Annotated in this window: 14 protein-coding genes; 12 read left to right on the top strand and 2 right to left on the bottom strand. The window is 68.3% G+C overall.

The features are described from left to right. The first annotated feature begins 25 nt into the window (after nucleotides 1-25). From OEL49_RS05105 to OEL49_RS05095, 3 genes are all read left to right on the top strand, one after another. The gene (locus tag OEL49_RS05105; protein WP_287874141.1) at nucleotides 26-814 is read left to right on the top strand and encodes a ferredoxin--NADP reductase; all 789 of its coding nucleotides are present in this window, start codon (nucleotides 26-28) and stop codon (nucleotides 812-814) included. Between the two features lie 67 nt (nucleotides 815-881). Next, nucleotides 882-1,973, top strand: coding sequence for an alanine dehydrogenase (gene ald, locus OEL49_RS05100; RefSeq protein WP_014237190.1), 1,092 nt, complete (start codon nucleotides 882-884; stop codon nucleotides 1,971-1,973). A 198-nt stretch (nucleotides 1,974-2,171) separates the two neighbouring features. Beyond that, nucleotides 2,172-5,156 (top strand): ATP-binding protein, encoded by a 2,985-nt coding sequence (locus OEL49_RS05095; RefSeq protein WP_287874140.1) that lies wholly within the window; start codon nucleotides 2,172-2,174, stop codon nucleotides 5,154-5,156. Between the two features lie 17 nt (nucleotides 5,157-5,173). On the opposite strand, the gene OEL49_RS05090 is transcribed toward OEL49_RS05095, so the two are convergent. Beyond that, complete coding sequence (locus tag OEL49_RS05090) at nucleotides 5,174-6,277, bottom strand: methyl-accepting chemotaxis protein (RefSeq protein ID WP_287874139.1); 1,104 nt, start codon at nucleotides 6,275-6,277, stop codon at nucleotides 5,174-5,176. Nucleotides 6,278-6,603: 326 nt separating this feature from the next. On the opposite strand from OEL49_RS05090, the gene OEL49_RS05085 reads away from it, so the two are divergent. From OEL49_RS05085 to OEL49_RS05055, 7 genes are all read left to right on the top strand, one after another. Next, a complete protein-coding gene (locus OEL49_RS05085; protein ID WP_014237187.1) occupies nucleotides 6,604-7,551 on the top strand; it encodes an EAL domain-containing protein in 948 nt (315 codons plus the stop codon). A gap of 135 nt (nucleotides 7,552-7,686) precedes the next feature. Further along, complete coding sequence (locus tag OEL49_RS05080; protein WP_014237186.1) at nucleotides 7,687-8,733, top strand: ABC transporter substrate-binding protein; 1,047 nt, start codon at nucleotides 7,687-7,689, stop codon at nucleotides 8,731-8,733. After that, on the top strand, nucleotides 8,730-9,539 hold the full coding sequence (locus OEL49_RS05075; RefSeq protein ID WP_014237185.1) for an ABC transporter ATP-binding protein: 810 nt from the start codon (nucleotides 8,730-8,732) through the stop codon (nucleotides 9,537-9,539). Before OEL49_RS05080 ends, OEL49_RS05075 begins: the two co-directional genes overlap by 4 nt. Before the next feature lie 35 nt (nucleotides 9,540-9,574). Continuing rightward, nucleotides 9,575-10,429 (top strand): ABC transporter permease, encoded by an 855-nt coding sequence (locus OEL49_RS05070; protein WP_287874138.1) that lies wholly within the window; start codon nucleotides 9,575-9,577, stop codon nucleotides 10,427-10,429. 11 nt (nucleotides 10,430-10,440) lie between these two features. Next, on the top strand, nucleotides 10,441-11,571 hold the full coding sequence (locus tag OEL49_RS05065; RefSeq protein WP_287874137.1) for an SCO family protein: 1,131 nt from the start codon (nucleotides 10,441-10,443) through the stop codon (nucleotides 11,569-11,571). Continuing rightward, nucleotides 11,561-12,568: a CoA transferase subunit A gene (locus OEL49_RS05060; RefSeq protein WP_152089431.1), complete on the top strand. Its 1,008-nt coding sequence runs from the start codon at nucleotides 11,561-11,563 to the stop codon at nucleotides 12,566-12,568. The genes OEL49_RS05065 and OEL49_RS05060 overlap by 11 nt, the downstream gene beginning before the upstream one ends. Before the next feature lie 97 nt (nucleotides 12,569-12,665). Further along, on the top strand, nucleotides 12,666-13,526 hold the full coding sequence (locus tag OEL49_RS05055; protein ID WP_207222142.1) for a CoA-transferase subunit beta: 861 nt from the start codon (nucleotides 12,666-12,668) through the stop codon (nucleotides 13,524-13,526). A 160-nt stretch (nucleotides 13,527-13,686) separates the two neighbouring features. Here OEL49_RS05055 and OEL49_RS05050 read toward each other — a convergent pair whose 3' ends face one another. Then, nucleotides 13,687-14,835 carry an iron-containing alcohol dehydrogenase gene (locus OEL49_RS05050; RefSeq protein ID WP_287874136.1) on the bottom strand — a complete coding sequence of 383 codons (1,149 nt, stop codon included), beginning with the start codon at nucleotides 14,833-14,835 and terminating at the stop codon, nucleotides 13,687-13,689. Nucleotides 14,836-14,974: 139 nt separating this feature from the next. On the opposite strand from OEL49_RS05050, the gene OEL49_RS05045 reads away from it, so the two are divergent. Both OEL49_RS05045 and OEL49_RS05040 read left to right on the top strand, forming a co-directional pair. Then, complete coding sequence (locus OEL49_RS05045; RefSeq protein WP_287874135.1) at nucleotides 14,975-15,928, top strand: LysR family transcriptional regulator; 954 nt, start codon at nucleotides 14,975-14,977, stop codon at nucleotides 15,926-15,928. A 292-nt stretch (nucleotides 15,929-16,220) separates the two neighbouring features. Then, on the top strand, nucleotides 16,221-16,763 hold the full coding sequence (locus tag OEL49_RS05040; protein ID WP_287874134.1) for a rhodanese-like domain-containing protein: 543 nt from the start codon (nucleotides 16,221-16,223) through the stop codon (nucleotides 16,761-16,763). Nucleotide 16,764 lies beyond the last annotated feature (1 nt).

The following is a 16,764-nucleotide window of genomic DNA, read 5'->3' as shown; positions in this document are numbered from 1 at the left end:
TAAACCTACTCAAGGGAGGCCGTCCATGGACGCCGGCGACAAGTATTCGGTGGAACGCATCACCTGGTTCAAACGCTGGACGGACAAGCTCTTCTCCTTCCGTCTGACCCGCCAGCCGTCCTTCCGTTTCGTCCCCGGCCAGTTCGTACGCCTCGGCCTGCCCCTCACCACAGCCCCCGACAGCTCCCTGGCCTGGCGCCCCTACTCCATGGTTTCCGCCGCCTACGACGAGCATCTGGAGTTCTATTCCATCGCCGTGCCCGACGGCGAATTCACCTCCCGCCTGGCCCGCCTCGGGGTCGGCGACCGGGTGGCGGTGGACCGCCAGGCCTGGGGCCACCTCACCACGGACCGCTTCCAGGGCGGCCGGGACCTGTGGCTGCTGGCCACCGGCACCGGCCTGGCGCCCTTCCTCTCCATCCTCAACGACCCGGCGGTGTGGCAGCAGTACCAGCACATCGCCCTGGTGCACAGCGTGCGCGACGGCGCCGAACTGACCTACCGGGACTGGCTCGCCGCCCTGCCCGGCCACCCCCTGGTGGGAGACCTGGCCGGCCGCCTGCGCTACCAGCCGGTGGTGACCCGGGATGGGGCTGCCCCGCCCGGCCCCCTGAGCCGGCGCATCCCGGCCCTGCTGGCCGACGGCAGCCTGGAAGCGGCCCTCGGCCTGGAGATCGACCCGGCCCACAGCCGCCTCATGGTGTGCGGCAATCCGGCCATGGTGGAAGACACCCGCCTGGCCCTGGAGGCCAAGGACTGCCGCCTCTCCAAGCGGGGCCAGCCGGGTCAGGTGGCCCTGGAAAATTCCTTCTAGGCGGTCATGCCGTCGTCACGGCGGCTATGGCACACTGAACGGCAGCCCTTTGCCCAAGGAGACTTCCATGCAGGTCGGCGTACCCAAGGAAATCAAGGTCCACGAATACCGGGTCGGCCTGGTGCCGGCCACCGTCCGCGAACTCACCGCCCGGGGCCATCAGGTGCTGGTGGAACAGGGGGCCGGCCAGGGTGTCGGCTACGACGACGGCGCCTATGCCGCCGCCGGTGCCACCATCGTGCCCGATGCGGCTTCTGCCTGGCGTGCCGATCTGGTGGTCAAGGTGAAGGAGCCCCAGCCGGCCGAATTCCCCTACCTGCGCCCGGAACTGACCCTCTTCACCTACCTGCACCTGGCCCCGGACCCGCGCCAGGCCCAGGCCCTGGTGGATTCCGGCTGCACCGCCCTGGCCTACGAGACGGTCACCGACGCCGTCGGCGGCCTGCCCCTGCTGGCGCCCATGTCGGCGGTGGCCGGGCGCATGGCGGTACAGGTCGGCGCCCACTGGCTGGAAAAGGCCCAGGGCGGCCGCGGCGTGCTGCTCGGCGGCGTGCCCGGGGTACCGGCGGCCCACGTGGTGGTGCTCGGTGCCGGCGTCGTCGGCAGCCACGCCACCCGGGTCGCCGTGGGCCTGGGGGCCGAAGTGACGGTGCTGGACCTGTCCCTGTCCAAGCTGGAGGCCCTGGACCGGGAGTACCCGGGCCGGGTGCGCACCGTCGCCGCCACCCGGGAGACCATCGAAGCCTACGCCGTCCGCGCCGACCTCCTGGTGGGCGCCGTGCTGGTGCCCGGCGCCGCCGCGCCGCGTCTGGTGGACCGAGACCTGGTCGGCAAGATGAAGGCCGGCAGCGTCATCGTGGACGTGGCCATCGACCAGGGCGGCTGCGTCGAGACTTCCCGCCCCACCACCCATGCGGACCCCACCTACGTCGTGGACGGGGTCATCCACTACGGCGTCGCCAACATGCCCGGCGCCGTGCCCCGCACCTCGGCCCAGGCCCTCAACAACGCCACCCGGCCCTTCGTCCTGGCCCTGGCCGACAAGGGCTGGCGGCAGGCCACGGCGGACGACCCCCACCTGGCCGCCGGCCTCAACGTCAACGCCGGCCGCATCGTGCACGGGGCGGTGGCCGCCGCCCTGCAGGGCAATCCGGGTTGAGCCCGGCCCTCACCAAGGGGCTATGACCCTGGTCATAGCCCCGGGGAACTAGCCCTTGATCCGCCCCCTCGAAAAGGAGAAAGTCAAACCCATCAACTCCGGTGCGATGCAAGCCATCCGAACCGGCGGATCACTCCCCGAGCTGTAGCGTGCGGCGGCGCCCCCGGCCCCGCATACCGGGCCCCTGGAGGTAGCGGCATGAGCAGTCCAACCGAGGCAGGCAGCGCCACATCCCGGACGCCCCGGGAGCACTCCTTTGCCCCCCCTGATTTCCAGGCCCTCTTCGAATGCATCCCCACCCCCTGCCTGGCCCTGGACCCGGAACTGCGGGTCATCGCCGTCAGCAGCGCCTATACCGAGGCCACCTTGACCCGGCGGGAGGACATGCTGGGGCGGGACATGTTCGACATCTTCCCGGACAACCCGGACGATCCTGCCGCCGACGGCGTGCACAACCTGCGGGCCTCCCTGGAACGGGTGCTGCAGACGGGGCAGCCCGACCTGATGCCGGTGCAGAAATACGATATCCGGCGCCCGCCGGAACAGGGCGGCGGCTTCGAGGTGCGTTACTGGACGCCCATCAACACCCCGGTGCTCGATGCCGAGGGACGGCTGCGCTACATCATCCACAAGGCCGAGGACGTCACCGAGTTCGTCATGCTGCGGGAACAGAAGCTGGAGCAGAGCCGCATCACCGACTCCCTCCGGCAGCAGGCGGAAAAGATGGAGGCGGCCATCTACGCCCGCTCCAAGACCATCGCCGAAAACAACCTGCGCCTGCACCAGGCCAACGCCGAGCTGGCCCGGCTCTACGAGAAGACCCGGGAACTGGATGAACTGAAGACCCAGTTCTTCGCCAACATCAGCCACGAACTGCGCACCCCCCTGACCCTGATCCTGGGCCCCGTCGGCAAGCACCTGACCGACCCGGACCTGGCGCCCGCCCTGCGGCGGGACCTGGAGGTGGTGGAAAGCAACGCCCGCATGCTCTACCGGCACGTCAGCGACCTGCTGGACGTGGCCAAGCTGGAAGCCGGGCGCATGGTCATGCACTACACGGAGGGCGACCTGGCGCACCTGACCCGGGTCATCGCCTCCCACTTCGATTCCCTGGCCGAAGGCCGTCGCATCCGCTACGCCGTGACCACGCCGCCGGACCTGACGGCCCAGGTGGATGCGGAAAAGTACCAGCGCATCCTGCTCAACCTTCTTTCCAACGCCTTCAAGTTCGCCGGCGACGGCGGCGCCATCCAGCTGCGCCTGACGGCGGCCGGCGGGCAGGCCCGGATCGAGGTGGAGGACAACGGCCCGGGCATTCCCGAAGCCATGCGGGAGCAGGTATTCGAGCCCTTCCGCCAGGTGGAGGGCGGCAGCAGCCGCCACCACGGCGGCACCGGCCTGGGCCTGGCCATCGTGCGGGAACTGGCCCAGCTCCATGGCGGCAGCGTCCGTATCGATGCCGCCCCCTCCGGCGGCGCCCTGTTCATCCTGGAACTGCCCCTGCTGGCGCCTCCCGGCACCCAGTTGCAGGCCCAGGGCGAAGCCCTTCCCGGCGACCTCAGCCGCCAGGCCCTGGAAGAACTGCAGCCGCCCCCGGCACTACCGGAACACCGCCAGGGCCGGGCAGATGCGGCCCTGCCCCTGGTACTGGTGGTGGAAGACAACCCGGACATGAACGCCTTCATCTGCGAGGCCCTGGGCCGGCACTACCGCGTCGCCTCCGCCCGGGACGGTCAGGAAGGCCTGGAAATGGCCTGTCGCCAGACACCGGACCTGATCGTCAGCGACGTCATGATGCCCCGCCTCAGCGGCGACCGCATGGTCCAGGCCCTGCGCCAGGAGCCGGCCCTGGCCGGGGTGCCGGTGGTGATCCTGACCGCCAAGGCCGACGAGGACCTGCGCATCCGCCTGTTGCAGGACAGCGTGCAGGACTTCCTCAACAAGCCCTTCTCGGTGGAGGAACTGCTGGCCCGGGTGGGCAGCCTCCTCGCCGAACGGCTGCAGGCGGCGGACCTGCTGCGGCAGAGCGAAAAGCGCTTCCGCGCCACCTTTTCCCAGGCCGCCGTGGGCATGGCCCATGTGGCGCCGGACGGGCGCTGGCTGCTGGTGAACCAGCGCCTCTGCGACATTATCGGCTACGCCCGGGAAGAACTGCTGGGCCGCACCTTCCAGGAAATCACCCACCCGGACGACCTCTACAGCGACCTGGAGCAGATGCATCGGCTGCTGGCCGGCGAGATCGACAGCTACGCCATGGAAAAGCGCTACCGTCACCGGGACGGCCACCTGGTGTGGATCAACCTCACCGTCTCCCTGGTGCGGGCGGCGGACGGCAGCCCGGAGTACTTCATCGCCGCCGTGGAGGACATCCAGCGGCGCAAGGAGGCGGAAGGGGAAATCCACCGTCTCAACGCCGACCTGGAGCGGCGGGTGGAAGAGCGCACCGCCGAGCTGCGGGCCGCCAACCGGGAACTGGACAGCTTTGCCCACGCCGTTTCCCACGACCTGCGGGCGCCCCTGCGGGCCATCACCGGCTTCAGCCGGGCCATCATCGAGGACCACGGCACCGCCCTGCCGGCGGAGGCCCGGGAATTCCTCGACCACATCATCGCCTCGGGCCAGCAGATGGGCGCCCTGATCGAGGGCCTGCTGACCCTCTCCCGCAGCAGCCGGGAAGAACTGCGGCGGGACGACATCGACCTCTCCGCCCTGGCCCGGCGCATCCTGGAGGAACTGGCGCGCAGCGAGCCCGGGCACCGGGTGGACTGGCAGGTGGAAGACGGCCTGGTCGCCCGGGGCGACATCCGCATGATCGAGGTGGTGCTGCGCAACCTGCTGGGCAATGCCTGGAAATACACAGCCCGCACTGCGGCGCCCCTGATCCGGGTGCATGCCCGGCGCCAGGAAAAGCAGATCCAGTTCTGTATCGCGGACAACGGCGCCGGCTTCGACATGGCCCAGGTGGGCAAGCTGTTCCAGCCTTTCCAGCGGCTGCACCGGCAGGATGAATTCCCCGGCATCGGCATCGGCCTGGCCACGGTGCAGCGGGTGGTGCATCGCCACGGCGGCAGCATCGAGGCCCGGGGCGAAGCCGGCCACGGCGCCAGCTTCTGCTTCACCCTGCCCCTGCCGGAAAACGAACCGGCCCCGCCAGCCCCGTCGACTCCAGCGACCCCCGGCTAAGGCGCCGGCACGGCAGCTCAGCGGCCGGAGAGGGCGTGGCCCAGCATGGGGCCCATGCCCGCCATCACGGTCTGGTTGGCCTCTTCCATGGCGGCCAGGGCCTGCAGGGATTCCTCGGTGCGGCCGGCGTAGTGCAGCTCCAGGGCCTGGCGGGCCCGCTGGTGCACCGCCCGGTGGGGCGATTCCAGGGCGCTGTAGCCGGGCAGGCGGGCAAAGCGGGCCTTCACCTCCGCATCGTAATACCAGCGTCCCAGACGGCACTCGGTCTCGTCCGGCACCTGTTCCGGGCGCAGGCCGGAGATGCCGAGGAAGACCTTGTACACCTCCAGCTTGAGGCTCAGTTCCTCCAGGTTGGCCAGTTCCACATTGGCCAGCAGGGCGGCCCCGTCCACGCTGGCCTCCATGGCGGCGGAGAGACCCTGCAGGGCTTCCATGCTGCGCATGGCCGCCTCGCTGTCGGCGGCGAAGCGGGCCGCATTGCCGGCACCGGCCTGCATGGCGTCGTGGGCGGCGCCGGTTTCCGTCTGGATGGTGGTGACCAGAGTGCCGATATCCACCGTGGCCCGGGTGGTGCGCTCCGCCAGCTTGCGCACCTCGTCGGCCACCACGGCGAAGCCCCGGCCTGCCTCGCCGGCCCGGGCCGCCTCGATGGCAGCGTTGAGGGCCAGCAAATTGGTCTGGTCGGCGATCTCCTTGATCAGCTGAACGATGCCGCCGATCTCCCCGGCCCGCCGGGCCAGGTCTTCCACCCGCCGGGAGGAGTGGCCCAGGTGCTCTACCAGGGAAGTGAGGTTGCTGGCGATGCGGGCGAAGGATTCCCGGTTATGCAGGGCCTGGCCCGCGGCCTCGGCGGCGGAGAGCTTGTCCTGGTTGAGGTGGCCGGCGAGGCCGACGAAGGACTGGCTGACCCCGGTCAGGGAGGCGCCGAAGGCATCCAGGCTGCCGAACACCCGGCCCAGGCTCTGGCGTTCCTGCTCCAGGTTTTCCGCCTGCTGCCGCCACTGCCCGGCCTCGGCCTGGAGGCGTTGGATTTCTGCCCGTGCCTGCTCGTCCCGCGCCGCCCACTGCCGCACTTCCTGCTCCAGTTGCGCCAGCCGCCGCTGCTTTTTGCCCCACAACATGATGCTCTCCTGAGAATATCCGACAAAATTTGTCGGGATTTAATAGTTGAGCATTTTACTCAGCTATACCCCCGTGCATTTGATCCAGGCTAAAAACGGCTCCGCCTATTTATTATTCCCATACAGAATAAACAAAAGACTATTAAGTCTTTTTAACGCTTAAGCAGATGACCTAAAGTTCGGCCATCCGCTCCCAACCCAGGAGAACACCATGACCCGCCGGAACGCCTGCCCTCCTTGTCGAATGTGCCCGACACCATCCGCCAGACCCAGCTTCCGCCCATGGCGCAGTTCATCAAGCACATCACCAGATTCCGGAGAACACCATGCCCCTGACCGATCTCGTCCATTACCTGAACGACCGTAACCGCAGCCAGTACGGCCCCCACCTGAGCCCCGGCGACTCCCTCAGCCTCGCCCACAACCGGGTCACCGGCCGCTTTGCCGGCCTCACCCTGGACAGCGCCTTCCAGCCCATCACCGACGCCCGCAGCGGCCAGGTTTCCGGCCACGAAGCCCTGCTCCGCGCCACCGCTGCCGACGGCAGCCCCCTCGCCCCCGAAGCCGTCTTCGTTTTGCCCACGGACGGGGAGGAAATCGTTTTCCTCGACCGCCTGGCCCGCACCGTGCACGCCCTCAACTACCTGCTGCAGACCAAAAGCAGCGGCGGCGACCTCTACCTGAACATCCATCCGCGGCACCTGCTGGCCATTTCCGGCGACCACGGCCTGGTCTTCGAAGCCATCCTCAAACGCCTGGGCCTGACCCCGGAGCGGGTGGTGCTGGAAATCCTGGAAAGCGCCATCGACGACTCCGGTCGCATCAAGGAGGCGGTGGCCAATTACCGTTCCCGGGGCTACCGCATCGCCATCGACGACTTCGGCCGCCACCATTCCAACTTCGACCGCCTGTGGCAACTGGAGCCGGACGTGGTCAAGCTGGACCGCAGCCTCATCGTCGAGGCCGGCACCAATCCCAAGGCCCGGCGCGTGCTGCCCCGCCTGGTGGAAATCGTGCACGACCTGGAGGCCCGGGTGGTCTTCGAGGGCATCGAGACGGCGGACCAGCTGGCCATCGCCATCGACGCCGGCGCCGACCAGCTGCAGGGCTACTACCTGGCCCGCCCGGCCCGGGAATGCCTGCCCGCCCGCCATGCCCTGCTCGACACCGGCATCGCCACGCCCTTCCCGGCCGCCGCTGGCAGCCCCCCTGCAGCTCCCGGCCCCCACGCGGGCTTCGACCCGTTGCCGGAACATCAGCGGCAGGCCGCCTGAACGCCGCCCCTCGAGTGTCGGCTTGTCCAATATATAGCCAAACGAACTATTTAAATCTTAATTCATTATTTTTCGGTTATTAGCCAGCTTTCCTATAGTGGCACCGTCCATTCACGAATCGAGCCAGGAGCTTCCATGAAAAATACCCGTACCTCCCGCTTCCTCAAGCGCCTGCCCCAGCGTCTGCTGGCGGCCCTGGCGGTGGCTGCCGCTGCAGCCGGCGCCCAGGCCGAGACCCTCAAGGTGGGCCACCTGCCCGTCACCGGCCATGCCAAGTACTTCGTCGCCCAGGAACAGGGCTTCTTCAAGAAGGAAGGCCTGGAGGTGGAACTGGTGGAATTCCAGAACTCCGCCGACGGCATCAACGCCGTCATCGCCGGCAAGCTGGACGTGGGCACCTTCGGCACCACCGCGCCCCTGCTGTTCTACTCCAAGGGCTCGGACATCAAGATCATCGGCGGCATCATGGGCCAGGACGCGGCCCTGGTGGTCAAGCCCGAGCTGGCCGGCACCATCCGCAGCCTCGCCGACCTCAAGGGCAAGAAGGTCGCCACGGTGCGCCTGGCCTCCGGCGACGCCGTGCTGCGCGGCGCCCTCAAGGACGCCAAGATCAACTGGAAAAGCGACCTGCAGATCTTCGAACTGAAGAACCCGCCCGCCGTCATCGAGGCAGTCAAGTCCGGCCAGGTGGATGCAGGCCTGGTGTGGGGTCCCCATGACCTGCGCGCCGAACAGCAGGGCCTCAAGGTGGTGGTGCGCTCCGGCGACCTCTCCCCCGGCCACCCCTGCTGCCGCGTCATCGTCTCCGGCAACAAGCTGAAGGACGCCGCCACCCTGGAACGCTTCCTGCGCGCCGTGCTGCAGGCCGAGAAGTACGCCGCCGAGCACCGCAAGGAGACCATCGACGCCATCGCCAAGTACATCAAGCTGGATCGGGCCATCCTGGAGAAGGGCTACTACTCCCCCAACCTGGAACAGCGCAGCGACCCCAACGTGAAGGGCGTGGAGAAGTTCTGGCTGTCCATGATCGGTTCCGAGTTCATCGAGGGCAAGCGCCCCCTGGCCCCCATCTTCGAACTCTCCATCTACCAGAAGGCCCTGGAATCCCTGGCCAGGGAAAATCCCAAGGACGCCTTCTACCAGGCCCGCCTCAAGGAATTCAAGGAAAGGGACACCCTGTGAGCAACGCCGCCCAGACCAGCGCCACCGGTCTGGCGGTGGATAACGTCTCCTTCGCCTACGGCGAGGGAGACACCATCCTCCGCCGGGTCGCCCTGGAAGTGCCCGAGGGGCAGTTCCTCACCCTGCTGGGGCCTTCCGGCTCCGGCAAATCCACCCTGCTGCGCCTCATCGCCGGCCTGGAAGCCCCCACCGACGGGCGTCTGGCCTGGCAGGGCGCCACCATCACCGGCCCCGGCATCGACCGGGCCGTGGTCTTCCAGAACTACTCCCTATTCCCCTGGCTGAAGGTGGAAGACAACGTGGCCCTGGCCGTGGCCAAGGCCCACCCCAAGCTCTCCCGCGCCGAACGCCGGGAGAAGGCCCGGGACTATCTGGGCCGGGTGGGCCTGGCGGACGCCGCCGGCAAGTACCCCTTCCAGCTTTCCGGCGGCATGCAGCAGCGGGCCGCCATCGCCCGGGCCCTGGCCCTGGAAGCGCCGGTGCTGCTGATGGACGAACCCTTCGGCGCCCTCGACCCGATCAACCGGGGCAAGCTGCAGGACCTGCTGCTGGAAGTGTGGCAGAGCACCAGCCCGCGCCGCACCATCGTCTTCGTCACCCACGACGTGGACGAGGCCCTCTACCTGGGAGACCGGGTGGCGGTGCTGGGGGCTTCCCCCGGCCGGGTCCTGGCCCAGATCGAGGTGCCCTTCGAGCGTCCCCGCAACCGGGCCCGCCTCTTCGCCTCCCCGGCCTTCCACGCCCTGCGCGAGGACATCGCCGAACGCCTGGACGCGGACGTGCTGTCCGGCCTGGCGGCGGCGTAAGGCCAACGTACTGAACTGATGTGAAGGAGAAATCCATGTCCGAATCCCTAGCCCTGGAAGGCGAGGCCCTGGCCTCGCCCCTGGTGGACAAGACGCCCCGGCAGGGCCGCTCTGCCCCCCACTCCGGCCTTTTCCCGGCCCTCCTCTCCCGCCTCCCCGCCTGGGAAGCCGTGGCCCTGTGGGCCGTGCTGTTCCTGGCCTGGCAGGGTTCCACCTACTTCATCGACCAGAGCGCCAACCCCCTGCTGCCCGGCCCCCGCATCGTCGCCGAGGCCCTGTGGGAATCCCTGCCGGAACTGTGGAAGGGCACCGTTTCCTCCTTCTTCATCCTGGCGCCGGGCTACCTGCTGGCCGTCGCCACCGGGATCGCCCTCGGCCTGGTGGCCGGCATCGTGCCGGGGGTCGGCCGCGGCCTGTTCCCCTTCGCCAAGGTGGCGGCGCCCATCCCGCCCACGGTGTACATCCCCTACGCCATCGCCGTGCTTCCCACCTTCCACCTCTCCGCCACCTTCGTCGTCTTCATCGGCGCCTTCTGGCCCGTCTTCCAGAACTCCGCCGCCGGCGCCCTGGCGGTGGAAGGCCGGCACCGGGACAACGCCCGGGTGCTGGGCTTCTCCCGCCTGGAAACCCTGGTGAAGGTGGTGTTCCCCGCCAGCCTGCCCCACATCTTCTCCGGCGCCGCCGTGGGCCTGGGCTTCTCCTTCATCCTGCTGACCGTGGCCGAGCTGTTCGGCGCCAACGCCGGCCTGGGCCGCTTCGTGCAGTACTACGCCGACTTCGCCGACTACCCGCGCATGGTGGCCGGCATCCTCTACACCGGCCTCGTCACCTGGCTGGCCATGACCGGCCTGGACAAGCTGCGCCACAAGGCCCTCTTCTGGGTGCGCTGAGAAAATCCGCCATGCCGTCACCGTCACGCATCCTGGGCCTGCTGGCCCTCCTCGCTGCCCTGGCCTCCGCTGCGGCGGGCGCCGGGGAAGCCCGCTTCTCCCCACTCTTCACCCGGGAAGCCACGGACCTGCAGGCCGAGGCCCGGGCCGCCCGGGCCGAGGGCAGGAAGCTGGCCGTCGCCTTCACCCTGCCCGACTGCCCCGGCTGTCGGGAGATGGAACGCACGGTCTTCCAGGACCCAGGCGTGACGGCCCGCTTCAGCCGGCATTACCGCAGCGTCAAGGTGGACCTGGCCCGCAGCGAACCCATCCTCGATCTCGCCGGCCGGCGCGGCTCGGCGGGCGACTTCGCACGGCAGCTCGGCGCTTTCGCCACCCCTTCCTTCGCCTTCTTCGACGGCCGGGGCGAATTCCTCTACCGCCATACCGGCACCCTGGCCGCCGCCGATTTCAGCCGCCTCGGCCAGTACGTGGTCAAGGCCGAATACGAGCAATACCCCTTCGCCGGCGCCAGGGCCGCCCAGGCGGCCAACGCGCCCCGGCTGCAGGCCGATGCGCCTGCTGCCGGCCTGCCCCGCCGCCCCGAATTCCGCCTCGCCGACACCGCCGGCAAGGTGCGCCGCCTGGCCGATTTCCGCGGCCGGGCCGTGGCCCTGGCGGTGGGCTACAGCCAGTGCCCCGATGTCTGCCCCACCACCCTGGCCGAACTGAAGGCCGCGGTGGAAGCCCTGCCCGCCGCCCAGCGCCGCCAGGTGCAGGTGCTCTTCATCACCCTGGACCCGGAGCGGGACCACGCCGCCCTGCTCAAGGAATACGTGGCCGCCTTCGCTCCCCAGGGCGGCCGCCCCTTCCTCGGCCTGTGGGGCGGCGACAGCGCCACCGCCGACCTGATCCGGGAACTGCAGCTGGTGGCCGAACGCCAGCCCTCCGAGAGCATGGGCTACACCCTGGACCACACCGCCGGCGTCTTCCTCTTCGACAAGGCCGGCGTCCTGCGCGGCCTCTCGCCCTACGGCCAGCCAGTCGGCGCCCTCGCCGCCGACCTGGGCCTGCTTGCCGCCGAGCCCAAGCACAGCGACAAAACCATTCAGGTCGCCACCGATCAGCACCTCACGCAAGGGAATCCCCGCCATGTCCATTAACAAACTCCTGCCCCTGGCCGAAGCCGCCCAGCGCTACGCCGGCGACGGCATCCAGTACGCCAGCGGCGCCGGCCTGCCGGTGGGCGCCGACGCCATCGCCTTCGGCCGCGAACTGGTGCGCCAGGGCCGGCGCAACCTGCACGCCCTGTTCCACTGCAACACCCAGCAGCTCAACCTGCTGGCCGCCGCCGGCACGGTGGACAAGGCCGAGGTGGGCTTCTCCGGCCTGGAGGGCTTCGGCTTTGCCAACGGCCTGCGCCGCGTCGTCGAAGAAGGCAAGCTGGCCCTGGAGGACTACTCCAACCTGGCCATGGCCCTGCGCTTTCTCGGCGGCGCCCTCAACTGGCCCTTCGTCCCCGCCACCACCTGTATCGGCTCCGACATCCAGCAGCGCAGCGCCTTCGCCCCCGAGGAATACCCGGCCACGGGCAAGATTCCCGAGATCGCCGACCCCTTCTCCGGCCGCACCCTGGGCGCCTACTCGCCCCTGAAGCCAGACTTGGCGGTGATCCACGTCACCCTGGCCGACCCGGAGGGCAACGCCATCATGATCGGCTCCGAGTGGAGCCGCTTCGAACTCTCCCGGGCCGCCAAGCGCCTGGTGCTGGTGGCCGACCACATCGTGGACACGGACTGCATGCGCCAGTACCCCAACCTGGTACGCATCCCCGGCCTGATCGTGGACGCCGTGGTGTGGTGGCCCTTCTCCGCCTGGCCCGCCGCCTCCCCCGGCGTGCATGACGTGGACGAAGCCCACATGAAGCTGATGAACGAATGGCTGGCTACGGAAGAAGGCACCTTCCGCTACATCGACCGCTACATCTTTTCCTACCAGACCGTGGATGCCTACCTCAACCTCATCGGCCAGGACGTCATCTCCAAACTGGAAGACAGCCCCACCCGCTTCCTCCTGGACCCCTACCGCCAGTGGATCCTGGACCGGGCCAAGGTGGAACAGCTGCAAGCTGAAAACCACATTCTGAAGAGGGCCGCATGAGCCACCGAGCCTGCGTAGCTGCGAGCCACGCGAGGGCGGCCAGCCCACGACGCCACTTCCCTTTGCATACCACTCCCCTGACTGAGAGGGCCGCCTGATGAGCACCGCAACCGCCACCCGCACCGACTCCGCCCCGGAGACCGCCGAACGCAAGGGGCCCCTGCGCTACTCCCGCCAGGAGATGATGGCCATCGCCGCCGGCCGGGAAATCAAGGACGGCGAACTGGCCATCTTCGGTGTCGGCCTGTCGCTACTGGCCGGCTACTTCGCCCAGGAACACCACGGCCCCAACATCCGCTCCATGACCGAAGGCGGCATCTACGGCGCCACCCCCATCGGCGGCCTGCCCTGGGGCATCGAATGCAACCGGCTCTCCGCCAACGCCACCAGCTTCACCGGCGGCCTCGACGCCCTGGGCTTCCTCGTCGCCTCCGGCCGGGTGGACGTGGGCCTGATCGGCGCCGCCCAGGTGGACAAGTTCGGCAACGTCAATACGACCGGCATCTGGGACCGCAGCAAGGGAAACGGCCTGGGCGACACCTACACCCCGCCCAAGACCCGCCTCACCGGCGCCGGCGGCGCCAACGACATCGCCAGCGGCGCCAAGCGAACGGTGATCATGGTCACCCACGAGGCCAAGCGCTTCGTCGACAAGGTGGATTACATCTCCTCCCCCGGCTATCTCGAAGGCGGCGACGCCCGGGCCCGCTACGGTTTCGTCGGCGGCGGCCCCTCCGCCATCGTCACCACCCTGGGCATCCTGCGGCCCCATCCGGAAACCAAGGAATTCTGGCTCGACGCCTACTACCCCTTCTCCAGCGTGGACGAAGTGCGGGCCCAGACCGGCTGGGACCTGAAAGTCTTCCGCCACGCCCGCATGATCGCCCCGCCCACCGTGGCCGAAGTGGAAGCCCTGCGGCGGGTGGATGTGACGGGGATGCTGCGGCGGGAGAAGTAGGCCCATCGCGGAAAACCAAAGTCCCCCCGGCAGGCAAGGGGCTGGAAACAAAAAAAGGCGCTGATTCCACGCGGAAATCAGCGCCTTTTCATTACTGCCGCGCCAGGACTCAGGGCCCCGGCTCAGCAATCCCTAACCAGGCCCGGCAGGCTGCCCAGGCTTACAGAGCGCTCTTGAGAATGGTGGCAACCACTTCCCGGGGATAGGTCTCGGCCACGCCGAAATGGACCGCGTTGCCCAGCACGTTGTCGATAGTCTTGGGCAGGTCGGCCTCGCTGATGCCCAGCTGGGAAAGGCGGGTGGGGGTGCCGATCTTGTCGAACCACTTCTCCAGGGCGGCAATGCCCTGCTCGGCGGTTTCCACGCCGAACACGTACTTGGCGAAACGCTGGAACTGGACCGGGTTGCGGCTGTGGTACCACTTCATCCAGGCCGGCATGACCACGGAGAGGCCGGCGCCGTGGGGCACGTTGAAGAGGGCCGAGAGGGAGTGCTCGATCATGTGGTTGGGGTAGCTGTAGCCGGAGATCCCCGCGTAGAGCAGGCCGTTGAGGGCCTGGGTGGCGGCCCAGGCGAACTCGGCCCGGGCTTCGTAGTTTTCCGGGTCGACCAGCAGGGTTTCGGTGGTTTCGATCACCGTGTTGATGATGGCTTCCACCAGGCGGGACTGGAAGCGGGGCTCGTCCTTGGCGGTGAAATAGCCCTCGATGGCGTGGGCGATGACGTCCGCCGCCGAATACACCAGGTAATCCCGGGAGACGGTCTTCATCAGGGCCGGATTGACGATGGAGACCTTGGGATAGGTATGCACGGAGGTGATGGCGAACTTTTCCTGGGTTGCCTCGTTGGTGACCACGGCGCCGTTGTTCATCTCGCTGCCGGTGGCGGCCAGGGTGAGGATGTCGAACACCGGCAGGGCGGATTCGATGCGGCCCTTGCCGATGAAGAGATCCCACACGTCGCCGGCGTAGGGCACGCCGGCGGCAATGGCCTTGGAGCTGTCCAGCACGGAACCGCCGCCGACGCTGAGGATGGCCCCCACCTGATGGTCGCGGGCCAGGGCGATGGCCTCCCGCACCTTGGAAATCACCGGGTTGCTGACGATGCCGCCGCATTCGACGAAGGCGATGCCCTGCTCCGCCAGGCTCTTGCTGACCACGGCGAAGAGGCCGTCCCGCTTGATGCGCTCGCTGCCGTAGCAGAGCAGCACCTTCTTGATGCCGTGCTCGGCCAGATGGCGACCGATGGCCTGTTCCTTGTCCTTGCCGAATTCGACTTGGGTGGGATTGAAGAAAGTGAAGTTGTCCATTTGAGAATCCTCCTGAAGGGAATGGGGACGCATCGAAAAACGCGATGGACGAACTGTAACGGGGCAACAAACATCCAACTACCGCCAAATGGTTTGTATTATTTACAACCATTCGATGTAAATAACCCGGGGAAGCCCCATGGCCATCAACGAACTGCGCTCCATCGCCACCTTCATCCACACCGTGGAACTGGGCAGCCTGAGCAAGGCCGCGGCGGCCCAGCAGATATCCCCCCAGGCCGCCAGCAAGGCCCTGGGCCAGCTGGAGCAGCACCTGGGGGTGCGGCTCTTTCACCGCACCACCCGCAGCATGTCCCTGACGGAAGAAGGGCAGCGCTTCTTCGAGGCGGCCCGGCCCTCCCTGCTCGGCCTGCAACAGGCTCTGAGCGGTGCCCGGCAGACCCGGGAAGACCTGGCCGGGCCCCTGCGCATCGTCGGCCCCCGCTCGGTTTCCGTATCGGTCATCGGCCCGGTGATCGAGGAATACTGCCGCCTCTACCCGGAGGTGCAGCCGGACATCCAGCTCGACGACCGGCGCAGCAACTGGGTGGAGGAACGGGTGGACGTGGGCTTTCGCCTGGGCGCGGCACCGGAGGAAGGCCTCATCGCCCGCCCCCTCTTCCCCATGCAGATGGTGATCTGCGCCGCCCCCAGCTACCTGCAGCGGCACGGTGTGCCGCGCAGCCTCAACGATCTGGAGGCCCACCGCTGCAGCGTCTTCCGCCACTCCGAAGACGGCCGCATCATCCCCTGGCGGGTCAAGGTGGGCGATGGAGAGCAGGACCACCCGGTGCGCCCGGCCTTCTGCACCAACGACGAACAACTGGAACTGCACGCCGTGCTGGCCGGCGAGATCATCGCCCAGATCGCCGTGCCCACCGGCGCCGCCCTGATCCGCAGCGGACGCCTGGTGCCCCTGCTGCCGGAACACATGACCGACAGCTACCAGATGTTCATCTACTACGGCAGCCGCCGGGCCCAGCCGGCCCGGGTGCGGCGCTTCATCGACCTGGCGGTGGAACGGCTGGCCAACAGCCGGGAGTTCGTACTGAGCCGGGAGGAACTGGCCCGGGCGGCGGCGGCAGCACAGTAGGCGAAATCAGCCCAGCCACCTCACCGGGCTGGAGCGGCCCTTTCTGCAGCTCTTTCTGCGTCCTTTCTGCGCCCTTGAACGGGCGCCCGCCGAGCTTTACCTGTCATCAGCGACACATCCCCGGGGCCGCCACCCGCCCCGCCGGTCAGCACAATTGCATATATTCAAATTTGCAATATAGGCATTTCAAAATAGTATTTTTCATAATAAACACTCCCCCACTAGGCTTGCCTCCATCGCCCGCAACGACGCCCCGCCGTCTGCCGGACATCCACCCAGGAGGAAAAGCGCCATGCCAGTTCAAGCCCTCAGCACCGCCTTCGCCAACGGTGCCGCCCCATCCCGTCACGCCGGCGCCCAGGCGTCATCCGCCCCCGCCCCCAGCGCCACCACCAGCCACCCCATTCTCGAACGGGCCCGGGCCACCGCCCAGGCCCAGGGTACGCCTTACGCCGGCGGCGTCACGCCCAAGGAAGCCTGGGAGCTGTTCTCCAGCGGCGCCGCGGCCCTGGTGGATGTGCGCACCGCCGAAGAGCGCAAGTTCGTCGGCCATGTGCCCGAAACCCTGCACGTGGCCTGGGCCACCGGCACGGCGCTCAACCGCAACCCCCGCTTCGTCAAGGAGCTGGAAGCCAAGGTGAAAAAGGACCAGCCGGTGCTGCTGCTCTGTCGCAGCGGCAAGCGCTCGGCCCTGGCCGCCGAGGCCGCCGCCAAGGCAGGCTTCACCCAGGTCTACAACATCCTCGAAGGCTTCGAGGGCGACCTGGACGAGCAGCAGCAGCGCGGTGCCCTGGGCGGTTGGCGCCACGCCGCTCTGCCCTGGGTGCAGGACTGAA

The organism is Azospira sp. (assembly GCF_030247495.1).
Lineage (GTDB): Bacteria > Pseudomonadota > Gammaproteobacteria > Burkholderiales > Rhodocyclaceae > Azospira > Azospira oryzae.
The sequence above is the reverse complement of the archived record's forward strand: the minus strand, read 5'-3'. Positions and strand labels throughout refer to the sequence as shown.